This window comes from Sporosarcina ureae DSM 2281 (assembly GCF_000425545.1).
GTDB lineage: Bacteria > Bacillota > Bacilli > Bacillales_A > Planococcaceae > Sporosarcina > Sporosarcina ureae.
In genome coordinates this window covers 165,093-187,934 of sequence record NZ_AUDQ01000002.1, presented here as the reverse complement: position 1 = coordinate 187,934, position 22,842 = coordinate 165,093, and the positions used below count along the sequence as shown (strand labels likewise).

20 protein-coding genes and 1 pseudogene are annotated in these 22,842 nt (G+C 41.4%); 4 read left to right on the top strand and 17 right to left on the bottom strand.

Features of this window, described 5'->3' with window-relative positions:
• Window positions 1-32: 32 nt before the first annotated feature.
• The 5 genes from accA to H605_RS0103275 form a co-directional block, all read right to left on the bottom strand.
• Window positions 33-986, bottom strand: coding sequence for an acetyl-CoA carboxylase carboxyl transferase subunit alpha (gene accA / locus H605_RS0103295; RefSeq protein WP_029052888.1), 954 nt, complete (start codon window positions 984-986; stop codon window positions 33-35).
• Window positions 983-1,855 carry an acetyl-CoA carboxylase, carboxyltransferase subunit beta gene (accD, locus tag H605_RS0103290; protein ID WP_029052887.1) on the bottom strand — a complete coding sequence of 291 codons (873 nt, stop codon included), beginning with the start codon at window positions 1,853-1,855 and terminating at the stop codon, window positions 983-985. The genes accA and accD overlap by 4 nt, the downstream gene beginning before the upstream one ends.
• Window positions 1,852-2,514: a FadR/GntR family transcriptional regulator gene (locus H605_RS0103285; RefSeq protein ID WP_037561519.1), complete on the bottom strand. Its 663-nt coding sequence runs from the start codon at window positions 2,512-2,514 to the stop codon at window positions 1,852-1,854. Before H605_RS0103285 ends, accD begins: the two co-directional genes overlap by 4 nt.
• A gap of 236 nt (window positions 2,515-2,750) precedes the next feature.
• Window positions 2,751-5,819, bottom strand: a complete 3,069-nt coding sequence (locus H605_RS0103280) for a DNA polymerase III subunit alpha (protein WP_029052885.1) — start codon at window positions 5,817-5,819, stop codon at window positions 2,751-2,753.
• Between the two features lie 19 nt (window positions 5,820-5,838).
• Window positions 5,839-6,780 (bottom strand): DHH family phosphoesterase, encoded by a 942-nt coding sequence (locus H605_RS0103275; RefSeq protein WP_029052884.1) that lies wholly within the window; start codon window positions 6,778-6,780, stop codon window positions 5,839-5,841.
• 114 nt (window positions 6,781-6,894) lie between these two features.
• On the opposite strand from H605_RS0103275, the gene H605_RS0103270 reads away from it, so the two are divergent.
• Window positions 6,895-7,224: a YtpI family protein gene (locus H605_RS0103270; protein WP_037561517.1), complete on the top strand. Its 330-nt coding sequence runs from the start codon at window positions 6,895-6,897 to the stop codon at window positions 7,222-7,224.
• Window positions 7,225-7,235: 11 nt separating this feature from the next.
• On the opposite strand, the gene H605_RS0103265 is transcribed toward H605_RS0103270, so the two are convergent.
• Together H605_RS0103265 and H605_RS0103260 are read right to left on the bottom strand one after the other, a co-directional pair.
• On the bottom strand, window positions 7,236-8,543 hold the full coding sequence (locus H605_RS0103265; protein ID WP_029052882.1) for a DRTGG domain-containing protein: 1,308 nt from the start codon (window positions 8,541-8,543) through the stop codon (window positions 7,236-7,238).
• Between the two features lie 126 nt (window positions 8,544-8,669).
• Complete coding sequence (locus H605_RS0103260; protein ID WP_029052881.1) at window positions 8,670-9,347, bottom strand: metal-dependent hydrolase; 678 nt, start codon at window positions 9,345-9,347, stop codon at window positions 8,670-8,672.
• A 105-nt stretch (window positions 9,348-9,452) separates the two neighbouring features.
• Here H605_RS0103260 and H605_RS0103255 point away from each other — a divergent pair, with 105 nt between their 5' ends.
• Window positions 9,453-10,550 (top strand): M24 family metallopeptidase, encoded by a 1,098-nt coding sequence (locus H605_RS0103255; RefSeq protein WP_029052880.1) that lies wholly within the window; start codon window positions 9,453-9,455, stop codon window positions 10,548-10,550.
• Window positions 10,551-10,644: 94 nt separating this feature from the next.
• Here H605_RS0103255 and ald read toward each other — a convergent pair whose 3' ends face one another.
• A complete protein-coding gene (gene ald, locus H605_RS0103250; RefSeq protein ID WP_029052879.1) occupies window positions 10,645-11,766 on the bottom strand; it encodes an alanine dehydrogenase in 1,122 nt (373 codons plus the stop codon).
• A 233-nt stretch (window positions 11,767-11,999) separates the two neighbouring features.
• Between ald and H605_RS0103245 the strand changes: the two genes are divergently transcribed.
• Complete coding sequence (locus H605_RS0103245; protein WP_029052878.1) at window positions 12,000-12,455, top strand: universal stress protein; 456 nt, start codon at window positions 12,000-12,002, stop codon at window positions 12,453-12,455.
• A 272-nt stretch (window positions 12,456-12,727) separates the two neighbouring features.
• Here the strand turns inward: H605_RS0103245 and H605_RS17330 are convergent, their stop codons facing one another.
• From H605_RS17330 to sppA, 5 genes are all read right to left on the bottom strand, one after another.
• The gene (locus tag H605_RS17330; RefSeq protein WP_037561516.1) at window positions 12,728-13,954 is read right to left on the bottom strand and encodes an acetate kinase; all 1,227 of its coding nucleotides are present in this window, start codon (window positions 13,952-13,954) and stop codon (window positions 12,728-12,730) included.
• A gap of 150 nt (window positions 13,955-14,104) precedes the next feature.
• Window positions 14,105-15,019 carry a class I SAM-dependent methyltransferase gene (locus H605_RS0103235; RefSeq protein WP_029052877.1) on the bottom strand — a complete coding sequence of 305 codons (915 nt, stop codon included), beginning with the start codon at window positions 15,017-15,019 and terminating at the stop codon, window positions 14,105-14,107.
• Between the two features lie 52 nt (window positions 15,020-15,071).
• On the bottom strand, window positions 15,072-15,575 hold the full coding sequence (tpx, locus tag H605_RS0103230; protein WP_029052876.1) for a thiol peroxidase: 504 nt from the start codon (window positions 15,573-15,575) through the stop codon (window positions 15,072-15,074).
• A 28-nt stretch (window positions 15,576-15,603) separates the two neighbouring features.
• Entirely contained in the window at window positions 15,604-16,149 is a 546-nt protein-coding gene (locus tag H605_RS0103225) for an RDD family protein (protein ID WP_232321240.1), read from the bottom strand.
• A gap of 17 nt (window positions 16,150-16,166) precedes the next feature.
• Window positions 16,167-17,171: a signal peptide peptidase SppA gene (gene sppA, locus H605_RS0103220; RefSeq protein WP_029052874.1), complete on the bottom strand. Its 1,005-nt coding sequence runs from the start codon at window positions 17,169-17,171 to the stop codon at window positions 16,167-16,169.
• 105 nt (window positions 17,172-17,276) lie between these two features.
• Here sppA and H605_RS0103215 point away from each other — a divergent pair, with 105 nt between their 5' ends.
• Window positions 17,277-18,077 carry an NAD kinase gene (locus H605_RS0103215; RefSeq protein ID WP_029052873.1) on the top strand — a complete coding sequence of 267 codons (801 nt, stop codon included), beginning with the start codon at window positions 17,277-17,279 and terminating at the stop codon, window positions 18,075-18,077.
• A 75-nt stretch (window positions 18,078-18,152) separates the two neighbouring features.
• On the opposite strand, the pseudogene mbcS reads toward H605_RS0103215, so the two are convergent.
• From mbcS to H605_RS0103195, 4 genes and pseudogenes are all read right to left on the bottom strand, one after another.
• Window positions 18,153-19,731, bottom strand: a pseudogene (gene mbcS / locus H605_RS17325) (acyl-CoA synthetase MbcS).
• Window positions 19,732-20,199: 468 nt separating this feature from the next.
• On the bottom strand, window positions 20,200-20,403 hold the full coding sequence (locus H605_RS0103205) for an alpha/beta-type small acid-soluble spore protein (RefSeq protein ID WP_029052872.1): 204 nt from the start codon (window positions 20,401-20,403) through the stop codon (window positions 20,200-20,202).
• Between the two features lie 77 nt (window positions 20,404-20,480).
• Entirely contained in the window at window positions 20,481-21,683 is a 1,203-nt protein-coding gene (gene thiI / locus H605_RS0103200; RefSeq protein WP_029052871.1) for a tRNA uracil 4-sulfurtransferase ThiI, read from the bottom strand.
• Entirely contained in the window at window positions 21,680-22,813 is a 1,134-nt protein-coding gene (locus H605_RS0103195) for a cysteine desulfurase family protein (RefSeq protein ID WP_029052870.1), read from the bottom strand. The genes thiI and H605_RS0103195 overlap by 4 nt, the downstream gene beginning before the upstream one ends.
• Window positions 22,814-22,842 lie beyond the last annotated feature (29 nt).

Here is a 22,842-nt window from a genome sequence, read left to right as displayed (position 1 = left end):
GTACGAGCAAAAGACGCGGTTGCCCGCATCTTTTATTCCGAAAAGACACCAATACTTCGGAATTTAGTATATCGATTATCAATTAATTCATCTGATGTCAATTCGCATAACGTTCTTAATGATCTTCGTAAAGTATTACGCATCTCTAAAGATTGTTTGTTTGCATCGCGATGTGCTCCGCCAAGTACTTCGGGAATGATTTCATCAATAATATTCATTTCTTTCAAATCGGGTGCAGTAATTTTCATCGCTTCCGCCGCTTGTTTCGCAAGGGATGGATCCTTCCACAAAATAGACGCTGCACCTTCAGGAGATATAACAGAGTATGTGGAGTTTTCTAGCATATGGATATGGTTTGCTACACCTAGAGCCAATGCACCTCCACTACCTCCTTCTCCAATCACGATAGAGATGACAGGAACTTTCAAACCAGCCATTTCCACTAAGTTACGAGCAATTGCCTCGCTCTGTCCACGTTGCTCTGCCGCTTTACCAGGATACGCACCTTTTGTATCGATGAAACAAATAATAGGGCGATTGAATTTTTCTGCTTGCTTCATTAGACGAAGCGCTTTGCGGTATCCTTCAGGATGTGGCATACCAAAGTTTCTTTTGACATTTTCTTTGGTGTCTTTTCCACGCTGATGTCCAATGATCGTAATGGGAGTTTCTTCAAATGAAGCGATTCCACCGATTATGGCTTCATCGTCTCCAAAGTTGCGATCTCCATGAAATTCGATAAAGTCCTCAAACAGTTGAGTAATATAATCCATTGTCGTCGGTCTTTCAGGATGTCGTGCAACTTGCACACGATCCCAAGGCTCCATACTCTCATAAATTTCCGTTTCCAATTTAGCTAAGCGATTTTTCAAATTGACAATTTCAGATGAAAGATCTACGTCATTGACTGCCGTATATTCTTCGAGTTCATTAATTTTTTCACGCAATTTTACGATAGGTTCTTCAAATGCTAATGTTTTACTCATACAAGTACGGCCCCCTTTCGTGCGTGAAGCTTCAAGATTTTATTCATCACTTCTGGCATATCATTGCGATGAACTACCGCATCTAATTGCCCATGATTTAATAAGAACTCCGCCGTTTGGAAATCTTCAGGTAGTTTTTCACGTACTGTTTGTTCGATTACACGACGCCCAGCAAACCCGATCAGAGCTTTTGGTTCTGCTAAGTTAATATCCCCAACTGAGGCGAAACTAGCAGATACACCACCTGTTGTCGGGTAGGTCATGATGGAGATATACAATAAACCTTTGTTCGCGTGTCTTTCAAGAGCTACACTTACTTTAGCCATCTGCATCAAACTAATAACACCTTCTTGCATACGGGCACCACCACTTGCAGAGAAGATCATTACAGGAATACCTAATTCAGTAGCTTTTTCTACAGCTCTCGTGATTTTTTCGCCAACAACCGAACCCATCGATCCCATACGGAAATGTGCATCCATGACCGCAACAGCTACTTCTGTACCTTGAATCTTACCGACACCGGTCAGAACCGCTTCATTCAAGCCGGTTGCTTTTGCATCCGCTTCTACTTTTTCTGTATAAGAAGGGAAATTAAGCGGGTTCTCTGTTTTCAAATGATCATCCATTGATTTAAAGCTATTGTCGTCAAATAAGTGATCAATTCGTTCTTGTGCCGTCATTTTATAGTGATGCTGACAAGATGGACAAACTTTACCATTCTTTAATAAGTCCTTCGTCAAAATCACATGCTTACACTCTGGACATTTCGTCATAATTCCTTCAGGCACATCTGCTTTACTCTTGGCAGAAGGCATTGTATGTTGGTCAACTTTTGGTTTCTTTTTAAATAATTCTTTGATACTCATTCCGTTTCCCTTCTTTCTCCCTCAACTTGATTCATCCATTTTTCATAACAAATTAAGGCTTTTTCCGTATTACCTGCCATCATTTCATCCAGTAATTCATGCACTATAGCTATTTCCTCATCAGCCTCAATAGGGACATCAAAAGAAACACCGCTATACTGTTTCAGTAAAAACCAAATTTTCAAGGAGAGTCGATTTTCAGTAGCGACAATGGTTTCACGCACCATATCTACACGCCAAAACACTGACTCTCTTTCTCTCAACTTACTTTGCATGCCTATCCAAACAGGTAGCATGCGTAGTTCTTCATTTTCTGTGATCGTTGTAATAGCCGCTCGCTCATGGATCATCCTTGTTTCAACTACATCTTGGATGGACCGTGCTTGCTGCATAATAAACGTCGAGAGAACTTCCACTAACTGATGTTTTTTGAAATCGGATAGGAACGTTCCTTCGCCTCGCCTCGTTTCAATGAGACCTAGCAATTCCATACTTCGCAACGCCTCACGTACTGCTGTTCTACTTACTTGTAGCTTTTCCGCCAGGTGACGTTCAGATGGTAACCTATCGCCATATTCGATTTTTTGTTCGCTAATCAGTGATTGTAGTTCTCCGATAATATCCAAAAAACGCTTGGATGATGATTGTGAATTTTGCATGAGGAGAACTCCTTTTTCATACCTTCAAAAGAGTGGTCTGACCACCCTGCATACAAGCATACAAAAAAGTCGGCACTACGTAAAGTAATATCTTGAAATTACAAGTGTTTTTATTTCGTCATTTTTCTCGCTGACTGAACGCTCGCTTGCTGAAAAGTCGAAGTATGGTCCATCATGACGTAGATTGCGTCATGATGGACCATAGAAGACTGCACTAGTAATTTTTAGACCATTTTTTATTCTCCTGAGAGTCTAAGCGGCAATAACTGGTCTACTATGAGTTGAACGGATTGATTTCGGAAATCAATGCTTCCTGAAATTTGAACAAATGCTTGCTCTTTTAATTGGACGCTGATCTGTGCATATTGTTTCGGAAATACGGTACAGGATATTTCTTCAGTCTCATCTTGTAACGTAAGAAATGCCATGGCTTCACCTTTTTTTGTACGAATCCGTCTGATCGAGAGGATGATTCCCATACAGTGTACTTTGGTGCCTTGACGTAAAGAAAATAGAGATGAAATTGAAGGTATTTGACTGGATGCATTTCGCTTTAATTGTTCTACAGGATGCTCCGACAAATAAAAGCCTAATGTTTCATGTTCAAAACCAAGCATAGTCATCTGATCCATTGTGCCACCTGGTGTATATTTAGGTTGCGAATTAAATAGAAACTGCTCACTTAATGCATCATCCCCTATGAAAAGCGCATGGGAATGAGCGGCATCTATCGAAGCGAGGAGCACTGAACGCTTCTGATTAAAATCGTCAAGCGCGCCTGCTTTAATTAACGGAATGATCGCTTTTTCAGTGAAATGATCAGCCCCAAGTGAGAGGGCCATGTCAAACATGGAAGACCAACTTCCCTTTTCACGCGCGGTAGCCAATTGCTGGTAGAAGGCGAAAGTAACTCCTTTTATAGCGCCTAGCCCAAGACGAACCGCATTCCCTTCCACTGTATGTGAATAACGGCTTTTTGCGACAGATGGAGGCAGTATCGGAATACCTTTTGCCTTCATTTCACGGATTACTTCCGTCATCTTATCTTTACTTCCTGTTAAAGAAGATAAAAATGCTGCGTAAAAATATGTTGGTTCATTCGCTTTAAAAAATGCCAGTCGATAGGAAATCAGTGAATAGGCTACAGCATGACTTTTTGGAAATCCGTAATCCGCAAATTTAACAATCAGATTATAGACGTTATTTGCCTTCTCCTGATCAAATCCTTTTTTACGTGCTCCGGCAATAAAATGCTGTCTTTCTTCTTCCAGCACTTGCTGATTCTTCTTACTAATGGCTCGTCTTAGAAGATCCGCTTCCGCCATGGTGAAGCCTGCAATATTCACCGCGATTTTCATAATCTGTTCTTGATAGATAATGATGCCATATGTTTCAGCTAGGATAGGTTCGAGCTCCGGTATGTCATAAACAGTCGGCTCTTGTCCGTTTTTTCGACGACTGTAAAGTGGGATAAATTCCATTGGGCCCGGACGATACAAGGCGTTGACTGAGTAAATATCTTTAAAATTATCTGGCTGTATTGTTCTAAGAGCGCGACGCATGCCTGGTGATTCGAACTGGAAGATCCCCGTTGTATCTCCTGCTTTAAATATTTTATATGTTTCTTGATCATTGAGCGGTATCTGTTCGAAATCAATGACTTGCGTTTTATTGTATTGAATCATGGCACGTATTCTATCGAGCAGTGTTAAGTTTCGCAACCCAAGGAAGTCCATTTTCAGTAAACCGACTTCTTCTACATCCTTCATCGCCCACTGAGTCAGGAATACATCATCCGATCCAATTTGCAATGGGACATAATGAACAAGTGGTTTTGCAGCAAGCACAACACCTGCAGCATGGGTGGATGCATTCCTCGGCAAATCTTCTAAACGTGCAGCCGCTTGTTGCCACGCCTCTCTTCGCGGCTCCACTTGAATCCAGTCACGCAATTTCTTGGACTGCCTGACGGTTTCCTTAAACGACTGTCCACTATTCAATTCATTGGACATAAAACGAACTTCTTCAGGTGTGAAATCCAACACTCTAGCCACATTTCGAGCAACCGCTTTCGTTGAAAGTGTACCGAATGTGATGATTTGTGCGACATATTGTTTACCGTATGTATTTGCCACATAATTTACAACTTCTGTTCTGCGATGATCTGCGAAATCGATATCGATATCCGGCATGGTCAAGCGTTCTGGATTCAAGAAACGCTCAAATAACAATCCGTATTTAATCGGATCTACTTCTGTGATGCCAAGTGCAAACGCGACTAAAGAGCCTGCTGAAGACCCCCGCCCTGGACCAACTAGAATTCCTTCCGTTTTTGCGTAACGTACATAATCCTCGACTATTAAGAAATAATCTGTGAACCCCATTTGTTCAATAATCGATAATTCATAGAGCAATCGTTGTTCATATTCTGAAGATAATTTCTCAAAACGTTGTTGCAATCCTGTTCGGCAATTTTCCTCCAGCAAATCAATAGGCATTTTACCGTCCTCTACAGGAAACTGTGGAAGTAAGAAATCTTCTTTCTGGATAACTACGTCACAGGAATTCATCATGTTTTCCGTTGTCTGTAACCATTCAGGGTAATCATTAAACCACTTTGTAAACTCTTCTCGTTCTGGCAAATACGCTTGTCGATACCGATTAGGCGGTTTTTTTGAATCATTCAGTTTATAGCCTTTACGAATGGCTGTTGCGACTTCATAGGCTTGAAAATCTTCCTTATGGAGAAAGCGTGTTTCCTGACAAGCCGCTATTAGCAATTGACAGTCTTCACTCAACTGAATGATCGCTTCTTCGTCAGGATGTGCTCCTCCGCCTGGACGGCTAATTCCAATAAATATAGAAGCTCTAGACACTTTCTCTGTCAGTAACTGCAGTACATGTATATTACGCGCGTTCGCCCATGAAGAATCCGTCATCGCACATATGATGAGGCACCCTTCTTGATAGGCTTGAAGCCAGTTGAGCGGTAATTTTTCTTCTACACGTGTCGAAATGGCACTGCTCATTTTCATTAGATTAGAGAAGCCTATTTCGTTTTGTGCATATATATATAGAAGCACTTCGTGATCTTCGACTTCTACTATAACGGACAAACCAATTACTGGCCGAATGCCGTATTTAGTTAACATTTTACTGAATGACCGAACTCCATATAACTTACTATTGACGATAGCAGCAGAAGAAGCCCCTCTTTTTTGTAAAAGAGGAGCCAATTCGTCTAACTTTACGATTCCACGCAATAAGTCTGCGCCCGTTACGATTTGCGGATACATCAGGTTCATTTCAATCCCTCAGCTCTGCTTAATAGTTTCTGCAAAGTTCTTGCAGTTTGACGATGATTTCATCTACTTCTGTCCATGAATATGCGGAAGCGCCTGAGGCTAATGGATGACCGCCACCATTGTGCTGCATCGCTAATGTGTTGATAACAGGACCTTTCGAACGTAGGCGTACACGGATTTGATTATTCTCTTCGATAAAGATAATCCACGCACAAATTCCTTTAACATCTCCAAGTGACCCTACTAGTTGAGATGTCTCGGATACTGAGACATCGAATTGCTCCAAAATTTCTTGAGTTAATTTAATATACGCCGCACCATTTTCATCAATCGTAAAGTTTTGATAGATATATCCTTGCAAATGCAAGATTTTACGATCCATTTCATACATTCCCGCGAATAATTTCGTGCGATCAAAAGGTTGCTTGATTAATGAGCTGGCTGCTTCAAATGTCTTTTCAGTTGTACTTGGAAACATAAAGCGGCCTGTATCGCCGACAATTCCTGCGAATAAAAAACGTGCAGCTTCCGGAGTCATTTCCCAACCGTATGACGCTTGACCTTCTTCATATACCGTATAGATCATTTCGGAGCAAGAACTTGCGTCCGTATTCACCCACCGCTCATCGCCATATGGATCTTCGTTGGGGTGGTGATCAATTTTCAATAAAAATGCCCCTTTGTCGTAAAACGGTCCATCGATACGATCCGTATTTGCTGTATCAGTAACGATGACAAGAGCACCTTCGTAATCTGATTCAGTCACTATATTCGGTTCCCCTAAATAACTTAGCAGTTCATCATGCATTCCGGCTGCAAGTACCTGCTTTTGTGGATAGTTCTTTTCAATAAGTGCTTTTAACCCCATTTGTGATCCATATGCATCTGGATCCGGTCGGACGTGACGATGGATGATGATTTTGTCGTACTTTTCAATTGTGTCAATGATTTGTCGTTTCATGTATATTCCCCCAGGTTTCTGTACAAGTATTCGCATTCCTCATTAAAAGCCGCTACAATATATAATGAACCTCATCACATAGTAGGTTATTTTGTATATAATGGAGGCTTTTTTATGGAAATGGTTAATTTTCTTTTTGTTTTTGGTATCGTCGCTTCCGGCGTATTTTATTTTGTTTTCAAAACACGACAATTCCGTACGAGTCATATGTTTCCCATTCGTAAAAAAATGTATGCCAGCTTGGCCGGCACAGCACTTGGTGCTCTATTGATTTTCTTTGGAATCAATCAATTGCTCATTTTTGATGGCACGCTAACATATATCGTGTCAGCTATATTCATTTTATTCGGTGGATATGTTGCCATATTTAACTTTAACGCTCAGAAACATTATAAGCAGTTTGTAGCTGAGGAACGTGAACTAAACAAAGCTGATGTCAATTGACGTCAGTTTTTTTATTTCTCAAAAAGTTGGAATGTTCCCATGGCTTTCGCTACAATCCCGTCGTTTGACGTTAATTCAACTTCTAGTTTGATGGATCGGCGACTCATGTGAATGATCTTCGTTTCCACCGTTACCGACGCGCCAAGCTGCACTTGTTTGATGAAGTAGATCGTCACGTTCTCAGGCATACTTTCGCCCCGTTTTTGAAGCTTGATCGTACGACTACCTGCTTCTGTCAGAATCGTCAACATCGCACCGTAAGACAATGAACCAAATTGATTGGTCATCTGCGGGACAACGGCGAACTCGATTTTTTCAGGTGAATTAGCAATGGCTTTCATTTGATTCTTCACGATGTCATCAATGGTTTCTCCTTGTTGCGGTTGACGTTGTGTCATTTGCAGCGCTTTTAGAACATCTTGACGACTAATGATTCCCTCTAGAACCCCAGCATCATTGACGACAGGCATTAAATCAATACCTTCCCAAATCATACTGTGTCCTGCTGATGCCACACTCATTTTCCCATTTACAGTAATCGGACCAGGCGTCATGACTTTCCCAACGGTGTTCACGTCTGGATTGCTGACGACATCGCGGGACGTAATAATTCCTACTAACGTACCGTCAGATTTCACCACAGGGTAGGCTGAGTGAGAGGTTTGGTGATTCACTTCGTAAAATTGATCGACTGAGTCCTCAGGAGATAATGTCACTGTTCTCGCTAACGGTGTCAAAATATCTTCCACTAATAAAATCTCTTTTTCAATCAGCTGATCATAAATCGCTCGGTTCAGCATGGTCGCTACTGTGAAAGTATCGTAACTCGTTGAAATAACAGGCAAATTCATTTCGTCTGCCAGCTGCTTCACTTCATCGGTCGCATCGAAGCCACCGGTCACGAGGACAGCTGCCCCCGCTTTAATCGCAATTTCATGTGCTTTCAAACGGTTTCCTACAATTAACAGACTGCCGGCATCGATATACCGGATCATATCATCAAGTTGCATGGCCCCTATAACAAATTTTGTTAATGTTTTATGTAATCCATCACGTCCGCCAAGCACGACGCCGTCTACAATGTTAATGACTTCCGCGAATGTCAAACGCTCAATATTTTCTTTTTTCTTTTTCTCGATTCTGATTGTACCTACACGTTCAATCGTATTCACCAGTTTTTGATTTTCCGCTTCTTTTATCGCTCGGTAAGCGGTTCCATCACTGACTTCCAATACTTTTGCAACTTGGCGGACAGAGATCTTTTCTCCCACGGCCAAGCTTTCGATATAACGCAAAATCTGCTCGTGTTTAGTTGACATGATTTCACCTTTTTCTTCGACCTGATTTAAGGTTTCGGCTTTTTGATAATCATACCATAAATCCGACAAAAAAACGGTCTAAGACACTAACTATGCGCCATAGACCGTAATTATTTATTTTATATTTTACAGTTCAATCGATTCCCCTGGTTCCATTATTTTCACTTCATGATTTGTTACGAGTGACTTGAAGTCTTCAGGATCCAATTCGATTGGTGGGAATGTATTGTAGTGGACAGGAACAGTTAGCTTCGGTTGCAATAATTCGACTGCTTTTGCGGCATCTCTAGGGCCCATTGTGAAATTATCGCCAATCGGTAAGAACGCTACATCAATTCCCTCTTCCCCATACAGTTTCATATCACTAAATAGCGAAGTATCTCCTGCGTGATAGATCACTTTATCTTCGATCGTCAATAGTAAACCAGCGGGCATACCTGTGTAAATAATTTCATTATCTTCCGTTGTATAAGAAGAACTATGGAATGCCTGTGTATATTTCACTTTACCAAAATCAAACTCTTTTGCTCCACCAATGTTCATTCCATGCGTATTCAAGCCTTGGAATCCAAGGTATACGGCCAATTCATTAGGGGCTACAACTAGAATATCTTCTCTTTTGGCAATATCCATTGTATCGCCTACATGGTCATTATGTCCGTGTGTCAGTAATATCACGTCCGGTTTTTCATCTTCCGCTTTTAGATCTGTTAGTTGATTACCTGTAATGAAAGGATCAATTAAAATCGTCTTTCCTTTCGTCTCAATTTTCACGATCGAATGACCATGGTATGAGATTTTCACAACGATCACACTCCTCTTTTTAATTCCTTACTCTGTTATACCTTCTACATAAAAGCTTAAAACCCTCTTTTTTGTTATACTAACCAAAACAGAGGAGGTAATATTTTGACGAACATTCAAAAAGTACAAGATTTCTTAGAGAAACATGATGTAGATGCTGCACTCATAACGAATCCGGATAATATATTTTACCTGACTAATTTCCGTAGTGATCCCCATGAACGATTACTAGGTGTAGTTATTTTCAAAGAAGCGGATCCATTTGTTATTTGTCCTGCTATGGAAGTTCCGGATGTCAAAGCAATCGGTTGGAAGTATGAGGCGATCGGATATAAAGATACAGATAATGCGTTCGAATTTTTAGATCGTGCCATCACGGAACGAATCCCTACATTTTCATTACTCGCAATCGAAAAAGAACATGTAACTGTTGATCGATACGAAATTCTACAAGAGCGTTTCCCAGCCCTACAATTTGCTAAGTTGGATGATGAACTTGCCAACAGTCGTCTGATCAAAAATGATGTGGAACTTACCTACTTACGTAAAGCAGCTGAATTAGCAGATTATGCGATTGAAGTAGGTTGTAATGAAATCGCGGAAGGTAAAACAGAGTTGGAAATAGTCCAAGCTGTAGAACAAGCCGTAAAACAAAAAGGCGCGGAGAAGATGTCATTCGATACCATTATTGTTTCAGGTACAAAAACCGCTTCACCTCATGGTATTCCAGGAGAGAAAAGAATCGAAAAAGGTGATTTCATCTTATTTGATCTTGGAGTTGTCTATAAAGGATACTGCTCCGACATAACCCGTACGATTGCGTTTGGCGAACCTACAGAAGAAAAGCGGAAGATTTATGAGACAGTCAAGAAAGCACAGCAAGCAGCGATTGACGTGGTGCGTCCTGGTACATTAGCTCAGGAAGTTGATCTGGCGGCACGATCCATTATTGAAGAAGCCGGATATGGTGAGTTGTTCCCGCATCGTATTGGGCATGGTCTTGGTATTTCTGTTCATGAGTTCCCTTCTTTAACAGGAACGAATAATATGCCGCTTCAAGAAGGCATGGTATTCACGATTGAGCCAGGCATTTATGATCCGACTGTAACAGGTGTGCGGATTGAAGATGATTTGTATGTGACGAAGGATGGCGTCGAGGTATTGACAAAGTTCCCTAAGGATTTGAAGGTTATTGGAGAATAAAAATGACAAAGAAAAACTGAAGACAGACTCCATCTCAGGGGTTTGTCTTCAGTCTAAGGCCGCTAGTTTATGTAGTGGTCTTTTTGTGTGTAGATTAAATAGTTTCTAGTACATCTTCAACGTTCACGTGAGTCAGTTGTTGTGCTTCTGCGACTGCTTTGTATGTTATTTTTCCAGCTAGTGTGTTAATTCCTTTACGTAGCGCTTCGTTGTCTATGCATGCTTTTTTAACGCCCTTGTTAGCAATTTGAAGAGCATAAGGAATCGTCACGTTTGTCAGTGCCATGGTAGACGTTTGTGGTACTGCACCCGGCATGTTCGCTACTGCGTAGTGAATGACACCATGTTTTGTGTATGTCGGATCATCGTGTGTTGTGACACGGTCAGATGTTTCAAAAATTCCGCCTTGGTCAATCGCGATATCGATTACTACAGAGCCTGGGCTCATAGACTTTACCATTTCTTCTGTTACGAGAGTTGGCGCTTTTGCACCTGGTATTAGAACGCAACCGATTACCAAGTCTGCATCTTTTACTGCTTTAGCGATGTTATATGGATTGGATACCAATGTTTGAATATGCTCTCCGAAGATCTCGTCAAGCTGACGTACACGCTCTACTGATAGATCCAAAATAGTCACGTGTGCACCGATTCCGATTGCCACACGCGCAGCATTTGTACCTGCTTGTCCCCCACCAATGATTGTGATCTTCCCACGTGATACACCTGGTACTCCAGCAAGCAAAATGCCTTTGCCGCCTTTCGTCTTTTCCAAGTACTGTGCACCGATTTGCGTTGCCATACGGCCCGCCACTTCACTCATTGGTGCTAGCAGAGGCAATCCGCCACTCGGTAATTGAACCGTTTCGTAAGCAATGGCTGTTACTTTTTTGTCGAGTAATGCTTGTGTTAATTTTAACTCTGGTGCTAAATGCAGGTATGTAAATAGAATTAATCCTTCACGGAAATACTGAAACTCTGATTCTGCAGGTTCTTTCACTTTCAGTACCATGTCCGCTTCCCATACTTCAGCGGCCGAGTCTACGATGATCGCACCTGCTTCTTTATACTCTTCATCCTGAAAACTCGAACCAATTCCAGCACCTTTTTCAATTACTACTTCATGACCAGCTGTTAGTAGAGTTAAAACACTTGCAGGGGCTATTGCCACTCGGTTTTCATTATTTTTAATCTCTTTTGGAACACCTATACGCATGCAAAATCCTCCTAGAATTGTAAATTCTTTTTTCCTTATCTCACTGTCGATTAATAACAATTTAATCTTATCAGAAAATAGATAGCTTTACCTCATTTTTTCAACGTTTCCCCATACAATCCTCATTTTCTAATTTTTTAATAAGATTTTTCGACAAAAAAGAAGGACTCTCATAAACTATCCAGAATAAGAATAGTGTAGAGAGCATTTAATTTTAAGGATGGAGTGATAATATGGCACTTACTTACAAGGACATTATCGTAGCCGTAGATGGTTCAGATGAGGCAAAATGGGCATTTAAAAAAGCAATCGCAATTGCAGATCGGAACGATGCTACTCTTCACTTGATCAATATTATTGATACGCGTTCTTACGCAGCAGTCGAAGCTTACGATCGTTCAATTGCAGAGCGTGCACAGAAATACGCTGAAGAATTATTAAATGACTATCGCAACGAAGCTGTTAAAGCAGGCGTTGCAAATGTTGAGATTCACGTAGAATATGGTTCCCCTAAGACGTTGATTCCACGCGATATTGCAAAGAAACTTCAAGCAGATTTAATTATTTGTGGTGCTACAGGTCTAAACCGTGTGGAACGTTTCTTAATCGGAAGTGTTTCCGAGAATATCGTTCGTTCTGCGAAGTGTGATGTACTTGTTGTACGTACACCGGAGCATCTACAAGGCTAACACGTAACTAAAGACTGCCCAAGAAGTCGTTCGTTTGATTTCTTGTGGCAGTTTTTTGCTTTTATGTATATAGCTAGAGATAAAGAGTGAGGGGTGGGCGGCGTCTGTAACGTCGATCAACTAGTTTACATCTTATAAAATAATAATGTGTAAAGATTCCCTCTCCAACTAAACGAAGCAATTAGCGGTAGTGATTTTAGTGAACGAATGCTTTTACGATCTCGTAAAAAGTCCCGACTGTCAGGGTTTTGACGGTCGGGACTTTGTTTCATTTATTCAACTGCTACTTTTTCTGCTTCTTCTGGTACTGGAATTCCAGCGATACGCACGGTGTCACGGGCTAACATGATTTCTTCGTTTGTTGGGATAATCAGTACTTTGACTGGTGAGTGTGGAAAGCTAATGTATGCTTCTTCGCCGCGAATGTTGTTTAGGCTTGGGTCGAAGTAGACACCCATGAATTCCAAACCGTTCATTACTTTTTGACGAACGATTGCACTGTTCTCACCAATTCCTGCTGTGAAGATGATGGCATCCACTCCGCCCATCCCTGCTGCGTATTGCCCGATGTGCTGGTGAATACGATCTGTGAAGACATCCAGAGCCAATTGCGCACGGTGGTTGCCTTGTTCTGCAGCTTCCGTAATATCGCGCAAGTCACTCGAAAATCCACTAATTCCAAGTAGTCCTGATTTTTTATTCAATACGTTGACTACTTCTTCAGCTGACTCATTCGTACGCTCCATCATATACGGAATGAGAGCCGGGTCAATATTACCTGAACGTGTGCCCATGATCACGCCTGCTAACGGAGTGAACCCCATAGACGTGTCTACTGACTTACCGCCTTTAACAGCTGCGATACTCGCACCGTTACCTAAGTGGCAAGAGATGAGGCGTGTATCCTCAAGCGGTCTGTTCAAGATCTTTGCAGCGCGTTCAGTGACGTATTTATGGCTCGTCCCATGGAAACCGTATTTACGAATTCCATACTTTTCGTAGTACTCATATGGTAACGCATACAAAAATGCTTTTTCAGGCATTGTCTGATGGAATGCTGTATCAAATATTGCAACTGAAGGTGTATTTGGCAGCGCTTTCTCAAAAGCTTTAATTCCAACAATATTCGCTGGATTATGCAGTGGTGCGAAGCTTGAAATCTCTTCTAGTTTTTCAATTACTTCATCCGTAATTAACACTGAGTCACTGTATAGCTCTCCCCCGTGAACTACGCGGTGACCGAGTCCATCAATCTCATCGTAAGACGAAACGACTCCTTCACTAAGTAAATGCTCCAACAGCATATCAACAGCCATTAAATGATCTGTTATATCGACTACTTTCTCGATTTTCTTCTCGGCAGTCGCCATAGTGAAAACGGAATTTTCTAAACCAATGCGTTCGAATAACCCCTTTGTAATTTCCTCTTCATTCGTCATTTCAATCAATTGGAACTTCAAAGAAGAACTTCCCGCATTTATCGACAAAATCTTCGGCAAAAAAAACCACCCCTTAAAATAATTACGTCGTAGAACGTTTGAATTTATTATAGTATCTAACTATTTTAAAAGCAATTGAATTCATGAGATGTGCGGGATCTTTCCACGAAAACCTTCATGAAATAAAAAAAGAAGAGAAGTGACTATTCGTCACTCCTCCCCTTCTTCCATCCACGTACTTAGTTTATCGAAAAACTTTTGCATAGCGGTGGCATTGCCAAGTTCAGGTATTTTCGCCAATAATACGTCTGGCAGGACAAAATTGTCGTTTGGTGGCTGTTGTAACAATAAAATACTTTTAGCAAAACGCTGATCCGCAAATAATGAAGAAGGCAATTCAAGCAAGCCTCTCAATAATTTATGTTCTTTGACAAAGTGTAAAATAGGCTCTGCCCCTTCAGCAGTTAACAACCTGGAAGGTACGATGAATAATCCGTATCCACCCGACTTTACATAGCGCATGGATTGCTCAATATACAAATAATGAGAGAAAGCATGGCCTTCAGGCGCCATAAGTTCATAATCCATCGCGACTTCATCGTCAGGATAATAGCCTACAGGTAAATCACTCACTACCGCATCGACTACATCAATAGGTAACGGCCGAAGCGCGTCTTGTAGATAAAATGATACCGGTAACTCCAATAAATTAGCTGTCGCAGCAGCGATTTGAATCAACACATCATCGATTTCAACTGCACTGGCAGAAGCGGAACCTTTATATTGATTCAATACTGTAAACAAAAGATTACCCGTTCCTGCTGCCGGATCTAATAACGTTACAGGTTGTGTTGAATCCAATAATTTATTGACTAAATACCCTATCAAAAAGCCAATCGTGTCAGGAGTCATTTGGTGATGAGCTTGTGTGGACTGCTTTAATCCTTTTAATAAGGCTAGCTGAATACCTTTACGAATTTCTTCTTTATCAGGATCTTGTAAGTCTACTGCTGACGGTTGATCCAGCCATTTTTCACTAGCCTCCAACACCGCATCCAAATACAATCCTTCAGTAGCCGACGCATGATTGTCGTAATACGTAAAAACTTTTTCCATATTGTTCATTTACATTCCTCCAAGAAGAAACCCACCTCTTGTGCAGGTGGGTTTTTTTAAATTAATTCAGTTCTTTCACTGCTTTGATTGCTGCATCATAGTCCGGGTGGTCAGTCGCTTCACTCACATACTCAACGTGTGTGACTTTACCATCACGATCGACAACAAAGATCGAACGAGTCAATAATCGTAATTCCTCAATCGCCGTACCGAACGCTTTACCAAATGAAAGATCACGATGATCGGAGTATAAGTGTAAGTTTTCCACATTCTCATTCTCTTTCCAACGTCCTTGTGCAAACGGAAGATCACAAGAAATCGTCATGACTTCCACATCCTCCCCAAGCGATGTTGCTTCTTCGTTGAAACGCTTAGTCTGAATGGAACATACACCTGTATCAACAGAAGGCACAACACTGATCAAACGCACTTTCCCTTTTGAATCATCAAGTGTAACAGGTTTCAAATCATTCGCAAGCACTGTGAAGCTTGGTGCCTGATCTCCAACTTTCACTTCTGAACCTAACAGATGAATCGGATTATCTTTGAATGTAACTTGTACCATACTTAACCACTCCTTTTAAACTAGTGTACTAAACCGTAGGGTCTTCATGCAACTGATGGTGTTCGGGATGAATAACTTTCTGTACTTCTTTTCTCTCAAATGTACGTTCATGCACCACAACCGTGTCAGCAAAGACATCATGAAGTGTTTTCTTCTGCGGTAAGAACAAGACCAGCAAATACGGAATCCATAGCATTTGTGAAATGAAACGACCGAATCCTTCTCTAAAAATAACTGAGCCCCAGCTTAATTTCTCGCCGTTTGATTTCAACACTCGAATTCCCATGATCATTTTTCCTACGGTCTGCCCCGCTATTTTTGTCATCAAAATAAAATACAGCAATAACAAAACAAGTGCCGTCACTTTATACGGACTGAATAAAAAGGCAGAGGGCTTGGTGATCGCTATATCGAGTACGCGGAACACCGGCTTGACAAAGATGCCGCTAATTGCCGAAAGAATCAGCATGTCGATTAAAAATGCCCATAGTCTGATCCAGAAGCCTGCATATTTTGGCACGAGCGCCTGTTCAAGTCGCACGGTTGGTTGCGTATCTAGCAGTTCATTCGTCATGATCGTTTCCCTCCTTGTTATTCACCGTATAAATACATCATGCGTGGTGCTGTATTTTCAGTCAGTAATTTTTTCATAATTTGTGATTCTACATCTCCATTGAATACATCATGCGCTTTCATGGACAGAATAGCTTTTAAATTAGTAGGCATTCCATATTCGAATACTTCTGCTTTCTCTAAATGATAATCTTCTTTCATGGCAGAAATAACCGCTGGTAACTTACCGTAGTCATCCGCAAGCCCCGCTTCAATCGCTTGACGGCCATTCATGACACGCCCATCCGCTACTTTACGTACAGCTGCTTCTGACATACCGCGTCCTTCTACAATAATATCAACGAAACGTTTATACGAATCATCAATCATTTCCTGTAGCATCGCACGTTCTTCAGGCTTCATATCTCGAGTCGGGCTCATCATGTCTTTATAAGGACCTGACTTGATCGTCGGGAATTCCACACCGTATTTCTCAGCCAATTTTCCGTAGTTAACCGATTGCATGATGACACCGATCGAACCAGTCAATGTTTCTGGATGCACATAAATTTTATCTGCAGGAGCTGAAATATAATAGCCGCCTGAAGCCGCCATGCCGCCCATTGCGACGTAAACCGGAATTTCTTTCGATTCCTGAATTTCTGTAATCGCGTCATAAATATCCGATGATTCCAATACACCGCCACCTGGTGAATTAACAGAAAGAACAATTCCCTTCACCGTTTCGTCATTCGACAATTCATTTAGCTGCGTCAAAAATTGTTTGTGGTTGTATTCCGCACCACTAAAAATAGTAGCTTCACCAACATCTTGTATGACACCATCTACTGTCAGTACCGCAATTCGCTCATTGACACTTCCATCTTCTACTACTGTTTCTTGTACTTGGGTTTCCATCAAATTGATTTCGTTGACGAAACTGTTCCAGTCTCTTGTGAACACCCACGACATCGCGTTAATACCAACCGACACAATTATCAATGTGGCAGTTACCGCTACAGCAATCCATCTTTTTGCATTCATAATTAAAATTCCTCCTTTGTCCACATCTACCTATACGTTCCTAATCGTCCAAATGTTTCATTCATGCTACACTTATTCTATTAACTGAAAAAGGAGACGATTCAAATGACTTCTCTACATACTATTTTTCTTTTCAGCCGTTTAGACGAAGACACGGCCCACAAGAAACATTTTATTGCCCAACGTCTTAAAAAAGAAGGCTTCAAACTAACAGAAGATCATACCGAAGCCAATGTGGTCATCAGTATCGGCAGTGACGGGACATTTCTTCAAGCTGTTCGTAAAACTGATTTCCGTCAGGATGTTCTGTATCTCGGAGCATCTGTAAAAGGAGCACACGGTGTATATTGTGATTTCCAATACGATGATATCAGCTCCCTAACAGAAACATTACGGCAAACAACGATTGAAGAACGTCATTACCCCCTTCTCGAAGTGACGATCAATCAACAGAACCCGTTCTTCTGCCTGAATGAATTCAGCATACGTTCTACAATCATCCGCACATTTGTCATGGATATTTTCATCGATGATTTATTGTTCGAAACGTTTCTTGGCGACGGTATGATCATCTCCACGCCAACAGGTAGTACAGCGTATAATAAATCCGTCAAAGGCGCTGTAATTGATCCGCGGTTACCTTCTTTCCAAGTGACAGAGCTTGCTTCGGTTAATAATAATCGATACCGTACACTCGGCACGTCGTTCATCCTAAGTAATGAACGAATGTTGACACTCAATATCCAACAAGAAGGCAATGAATTTCCTTCCATTGCAGCAGATAATGAAGCACTCGGTATCAAACAAGTAGAACAAGTAGAAGCTCGACTAAGCAACAAAATCATTCGTACCGCAAAACTTCCAGATAACTCATTTTTCGAAAAAGTTCAACGTACATTTTTCTGAATTAATACGAAAAGGACTATCAAATGTCGGTACAAAACGACTCTTGACAGTCCTTTTTATAGCCTTACTACAATGTCATTTTTGATTTTGTTCTTTTTTGCGCAATTCAACACGCATGATTTTGCCTGAAGATGTTTTAGGCAACTCTTCTAAAAACTCAATCTTCCGGGGATATTTATAAGGCGCCGTCAATTCTTTGACATGATTTTGCAACTCTTTTACGAGTTTCTCGGTCGATTCTGTCGTGTCATTACGTAAGACGACAAATGCCTTCACAACATTTCCGCGTTCAGGATCAGGGCTTGCTACTACTGCGCACTCACGAACTGCCGGATGCTTAATCAACGCATCTTCCACTTCGAATGGTCCAATCGTATAACCCGAGCTCACAATAATATCATCGCCTCGGCCTTCAAACCAGAAATACCCATCCTCATCTTTTTTAGCACGGTCACCAGTAATATAATAATCCCCTCTAAATTGCATCTTCGTGCGTTCAGGATCATTTAAATACTCATGAAATAGCGCTGGCGTTGATTTATGAACAGCAATATCGCCTACTACACCTACGCCTGCCGGTTTACCTTCATCATTAACGACTTCGACGATATTTCCTGGTGTAGGTTTACCCATTGAGCCAGGACGCGGCTCCATACCAATCATTGTACCGACAAGTAGCGTGTTCTCTGTTTGTCCATATCCATCACGAACAGAAAGCGAGAACCGTCTTTCGAAAATATCAATGATTCCACGATTTAATGGCTCTCCTGCTGAGACAGCACTTTTCAAGGAGGCTAATGAAAACTCATCTAAATCCTCAGCTTTTGCAATAAATCGGTATTCAGTCGGCGTACAACAAAGAACATTGACTTGGTATTCATCCAGAAACTGTAAGTATCTGTTCACGTCAAATTTGCCGCCGTAGACAAAACCTACCGCACCACTTCCTAGAACCGATAAGAACGGTGTCCAAATCCACTTTTGCCACCCGGGTGCCGCTGTAGCCCACACAATATCGTGTTCTTCAATACCTAACCAGTTTGGAGCGGTTGTCCGCAAGTGGGCATATCCCCAGCCATGTGTATGGACTACACCTTTAGGCTTGCCAGTCGTACCAGACGTATACGATAGAAACGCCATATCATCACTAGCCGTATCACAAGCGGTAAACTCTGAAGAAGCATTTTTTTTCTAGTGCAGTCAGGGATACTTCCCCTTCTTTTGCTTCTCCGATAATATAGACTGTTACTTTATCTAGATTTTCTACATGTTCAAGTTGATCGGTGAAAGCATCAAATGCGATGATCGCTTTTGCGTTACTGTGTTCAATGCGATACTCAGTTTCGGAGGAACGTAGCATTTCAGAACTAGGGATTACAACAAGTCCTGCCTTTAGTGCACCAATGTATGTCACATACGCTTCGATCATACGCGGCACCATCACAAGCACTACATCACCTTTTTTCAGGCCAGTCGACGTCAGAACGTTTGCTGTTCGGTTAGCTGCTTGGATAAGTTCGTCGTACGTTACTTGTTGTTCCTGATTTTGCGCATCTACATAAATTAATGCTTTTCTGCCATCACCCGTTGCATATTTTTCGAATTCCGAAACAATATTGTAGCGTGCTGGCGCAAGTAGTTCTTCTCGGTTCATTTCCATTCCCCCTTTTATGTAATACTACAAGTATACAAATAGAATGGTGAAATTTCAAAACTTTATATACTTTTTTCCATTATACTGTTCGGATATGTATAGTATGAGGTTTTTTAACATGGTGAAGGAATGAAAGATAAAGGATAGGCTGAACTGGGAAACGTGAGTGGATTTATACTTCAAAGGGGCGACTCCTACGCACGAATCCCTGCAATGTAAGAAGGAAATACTGATCATTGTACATTGAAGGTAGGATTGTGGTTACTTGAATTTGAACTTGTAATAAAAAAGTTTAAAACACAACAACCGATCACATACTAGCGCCAATAAGCGATCAATATCCATCCCCTCGTACTTACTTTAAACTTACACAGTCTGTCCCACTTTGACTTTGAGCTTGAACTTAAACCAATTAAAAAAGATGCCCCAGAAGCATTGTGGCTTCTGAGGCATCCCGTGACTTACAATTTACTTAGTATAACCGTTCATTTGTGACTGAGCCTGACGCACTAATCGCTTTGTAATTTCTCCGCCGACGGATCCGTTGGCACGCGATGAAGCATCTGGTCCAAGTTGTACTCCAAATTCAGAAGCAATTTCTTCCTTCATTTGGTTAAGAGCCTGTTGTACTCCGGGAACTAACAATTGGTTTGAGCTGTTGTTGTTTGGCATGTTGTTCACCTCCTTGTGACATTAGAATGGTCACTTTTCAAAATATCATGCAAGGAAGGTAATAGGTAATATTTTCTTTACAACAAGTCTTCGAAGTCCTCTTTCGTCTGCTTGCTCGGAATGGTCGTTACACGCTGACTAGCGACTTCTGCTACCATGTCGTCAAACTCCTGGAAGCTTTCGTAGTACGCGACTTTCTCGACTTGCGGCTTCGTTTTATTACTCGGTGGCGTGAATACGGTACAGCAATCGTCGTATGGACGGATGGAAATATCGTATGTCCCAATCTTTTCAGCGATCTGAATGATCTCTAATTTGTCCATTGCGATGAGCGGACGCAAGATCGGTGTATTCGTCACTTCGTTAATAGCCGTTATACTCTCGAGCGTCTGACTTGCTACTTGTCCAAGGCTGTCACCTGTGATCAGGCCAAGTGAATTCGTGTCTTTTCGTACTTGTTCGGCAACTTTCATCATCATTCTTCTTGTCGTGGTCATGGACAAGTTGCTTGGAACTTGTTTAACAATTGTTTGTTGCAACTCCGTAAACGGAATCACATGCAAGCGAATGACTGCCCCAAATTTTGTTAGCTGTCTCACAATGTCTTCTACTTTCTCTATAGCCAAATCGCTTGTGAACGGTGGACTAGCAAAGTGAATGGCATCAAAGGACACGCCGCGTTTCATCATCATATAGCCCGCTACCGGACTGTCTATTCCTCCTGATAACAATAGCAACGAATGGCCATTCGAGCCAACAGGCATGCCACCTGCTCCCTTATATGTGTGTGAAGAGATATAAGCCGCTTCATGCTGGATCTCTACATACAATAAAATTTCAGGTTTCTTCATTTGGACGATTAAATCAGGGAACACTCTCAATACATGACCGCCCAATTCTTGTTGCAATTCTCCTGTATTGAGCGGGAAACGTTTGTCTGCACGTTTGACGTCTACTTTAAATGTCTTGCCAGCAGTCTCCGTTTTGCCAAGAACTTTTAATGATGTTTCTTTAATGTCTTCTAATGTAGGTGCACAAATTACGATTGGGCTGAATGATTGAATGCCAAAAATCGACGGCAATATTTCAATTGCACGATCCAGTTCTTCCGGTTTTTCTGTATAAATGAACATCCGGTCACGTTCTGCACGCATCGTAACCGTTCCTAAATCGGACAAAGCCGCTTTTATATTCGCTTTCAGTTTACGGATAAATTTACTCTTATTTTTTCCCTTAAGCGACATTTCACCATATCGAATTAAAATGGTATTCCAGTTCATTTCCCCACTCCTTTTCTGATCAGCTCGACTAATTGACGAACCGCTACTTTCAATTGTTCGATTTCTTCTATTGTTTGATTTTTACCTAAGCTAATTCTAATGACGCCTTTTTCAAACTCTTGCGGAACTTGAATGGCTTCTATTACATGGCTAACATCCGAATTCTTCGAAGAACATGCACTAGAAGTCGAAACGATCAATCCTTGCTGTTGCAGGAAGTTAATCGCAATCTCCCCCGTAATCTGTGCAAATGCGACGGATAATATATACGGTGCGCTCGCGTTTGGTGCCAATACTTTGCATTCATCAATTTCTGAGAAGAACGCCACCAGATCATTCCGCCAGTGTCGGAACTGTTGCATATCCACTTCTTCTACGAGTAAACGAGCCGCTTTCGCAAGTGCCGCCGCATGTGGCACCGATACGGTTCCACTACGTAATTTATGTTCTTGTCCGCCACCAAAGACAAGTGGCTGCAGTCGTATATTTTTACGAAACGCTAAAAATCCACTATTTTTTATTCCATAAATTTTATGAGCGGATAATGAAACGAGATCAGGGCCATCCGTAAAGTCAGTAAGGGAGAACTTTCCAAAACTCTGCACACAATCAGAATGGAACATCGCACGTGACGATGAATGGATGATTTTTGCACACTCCTCTATCGGCTGAATCGTACCTATTTCATTGTTAACATGCATGATACTAACTAAAATTGTATCTTTTTGCAACTTCGCTTGTAGTTCATCCAATGAAATTCTTCCTTCTTCATCTACAGATAAATAATCCACAGTAAAGTTCTGTTTTTCTAATTCTTGAAAAACATTCAATACAGAAGGATGTTCAATACTTGTTGTAATCAAATGACGACCTTTATGCTGATTGGCGTACACATAACCTAGTATGGCAAGATTATTGGATTCTGTCCCGCCTGAAGTGAAAATTCCTTCTGTCAGTCCAAGTCCTATCGTTCCAAGCAGTTGTGTCCGCGCACGTTCTAATAACTTTTCTGCACGTTTTCCTTCCGCATGTAGCGATGCAGGATTTGCAAAATACGATGCAGAAGCATCCATAAAGGTGCGAAGAACTCTTTCATCCGGCTGAGTCGTGGCGCTATGGTCAAAATACATATGTAATCCTCTCCTTTCTATATGAATGA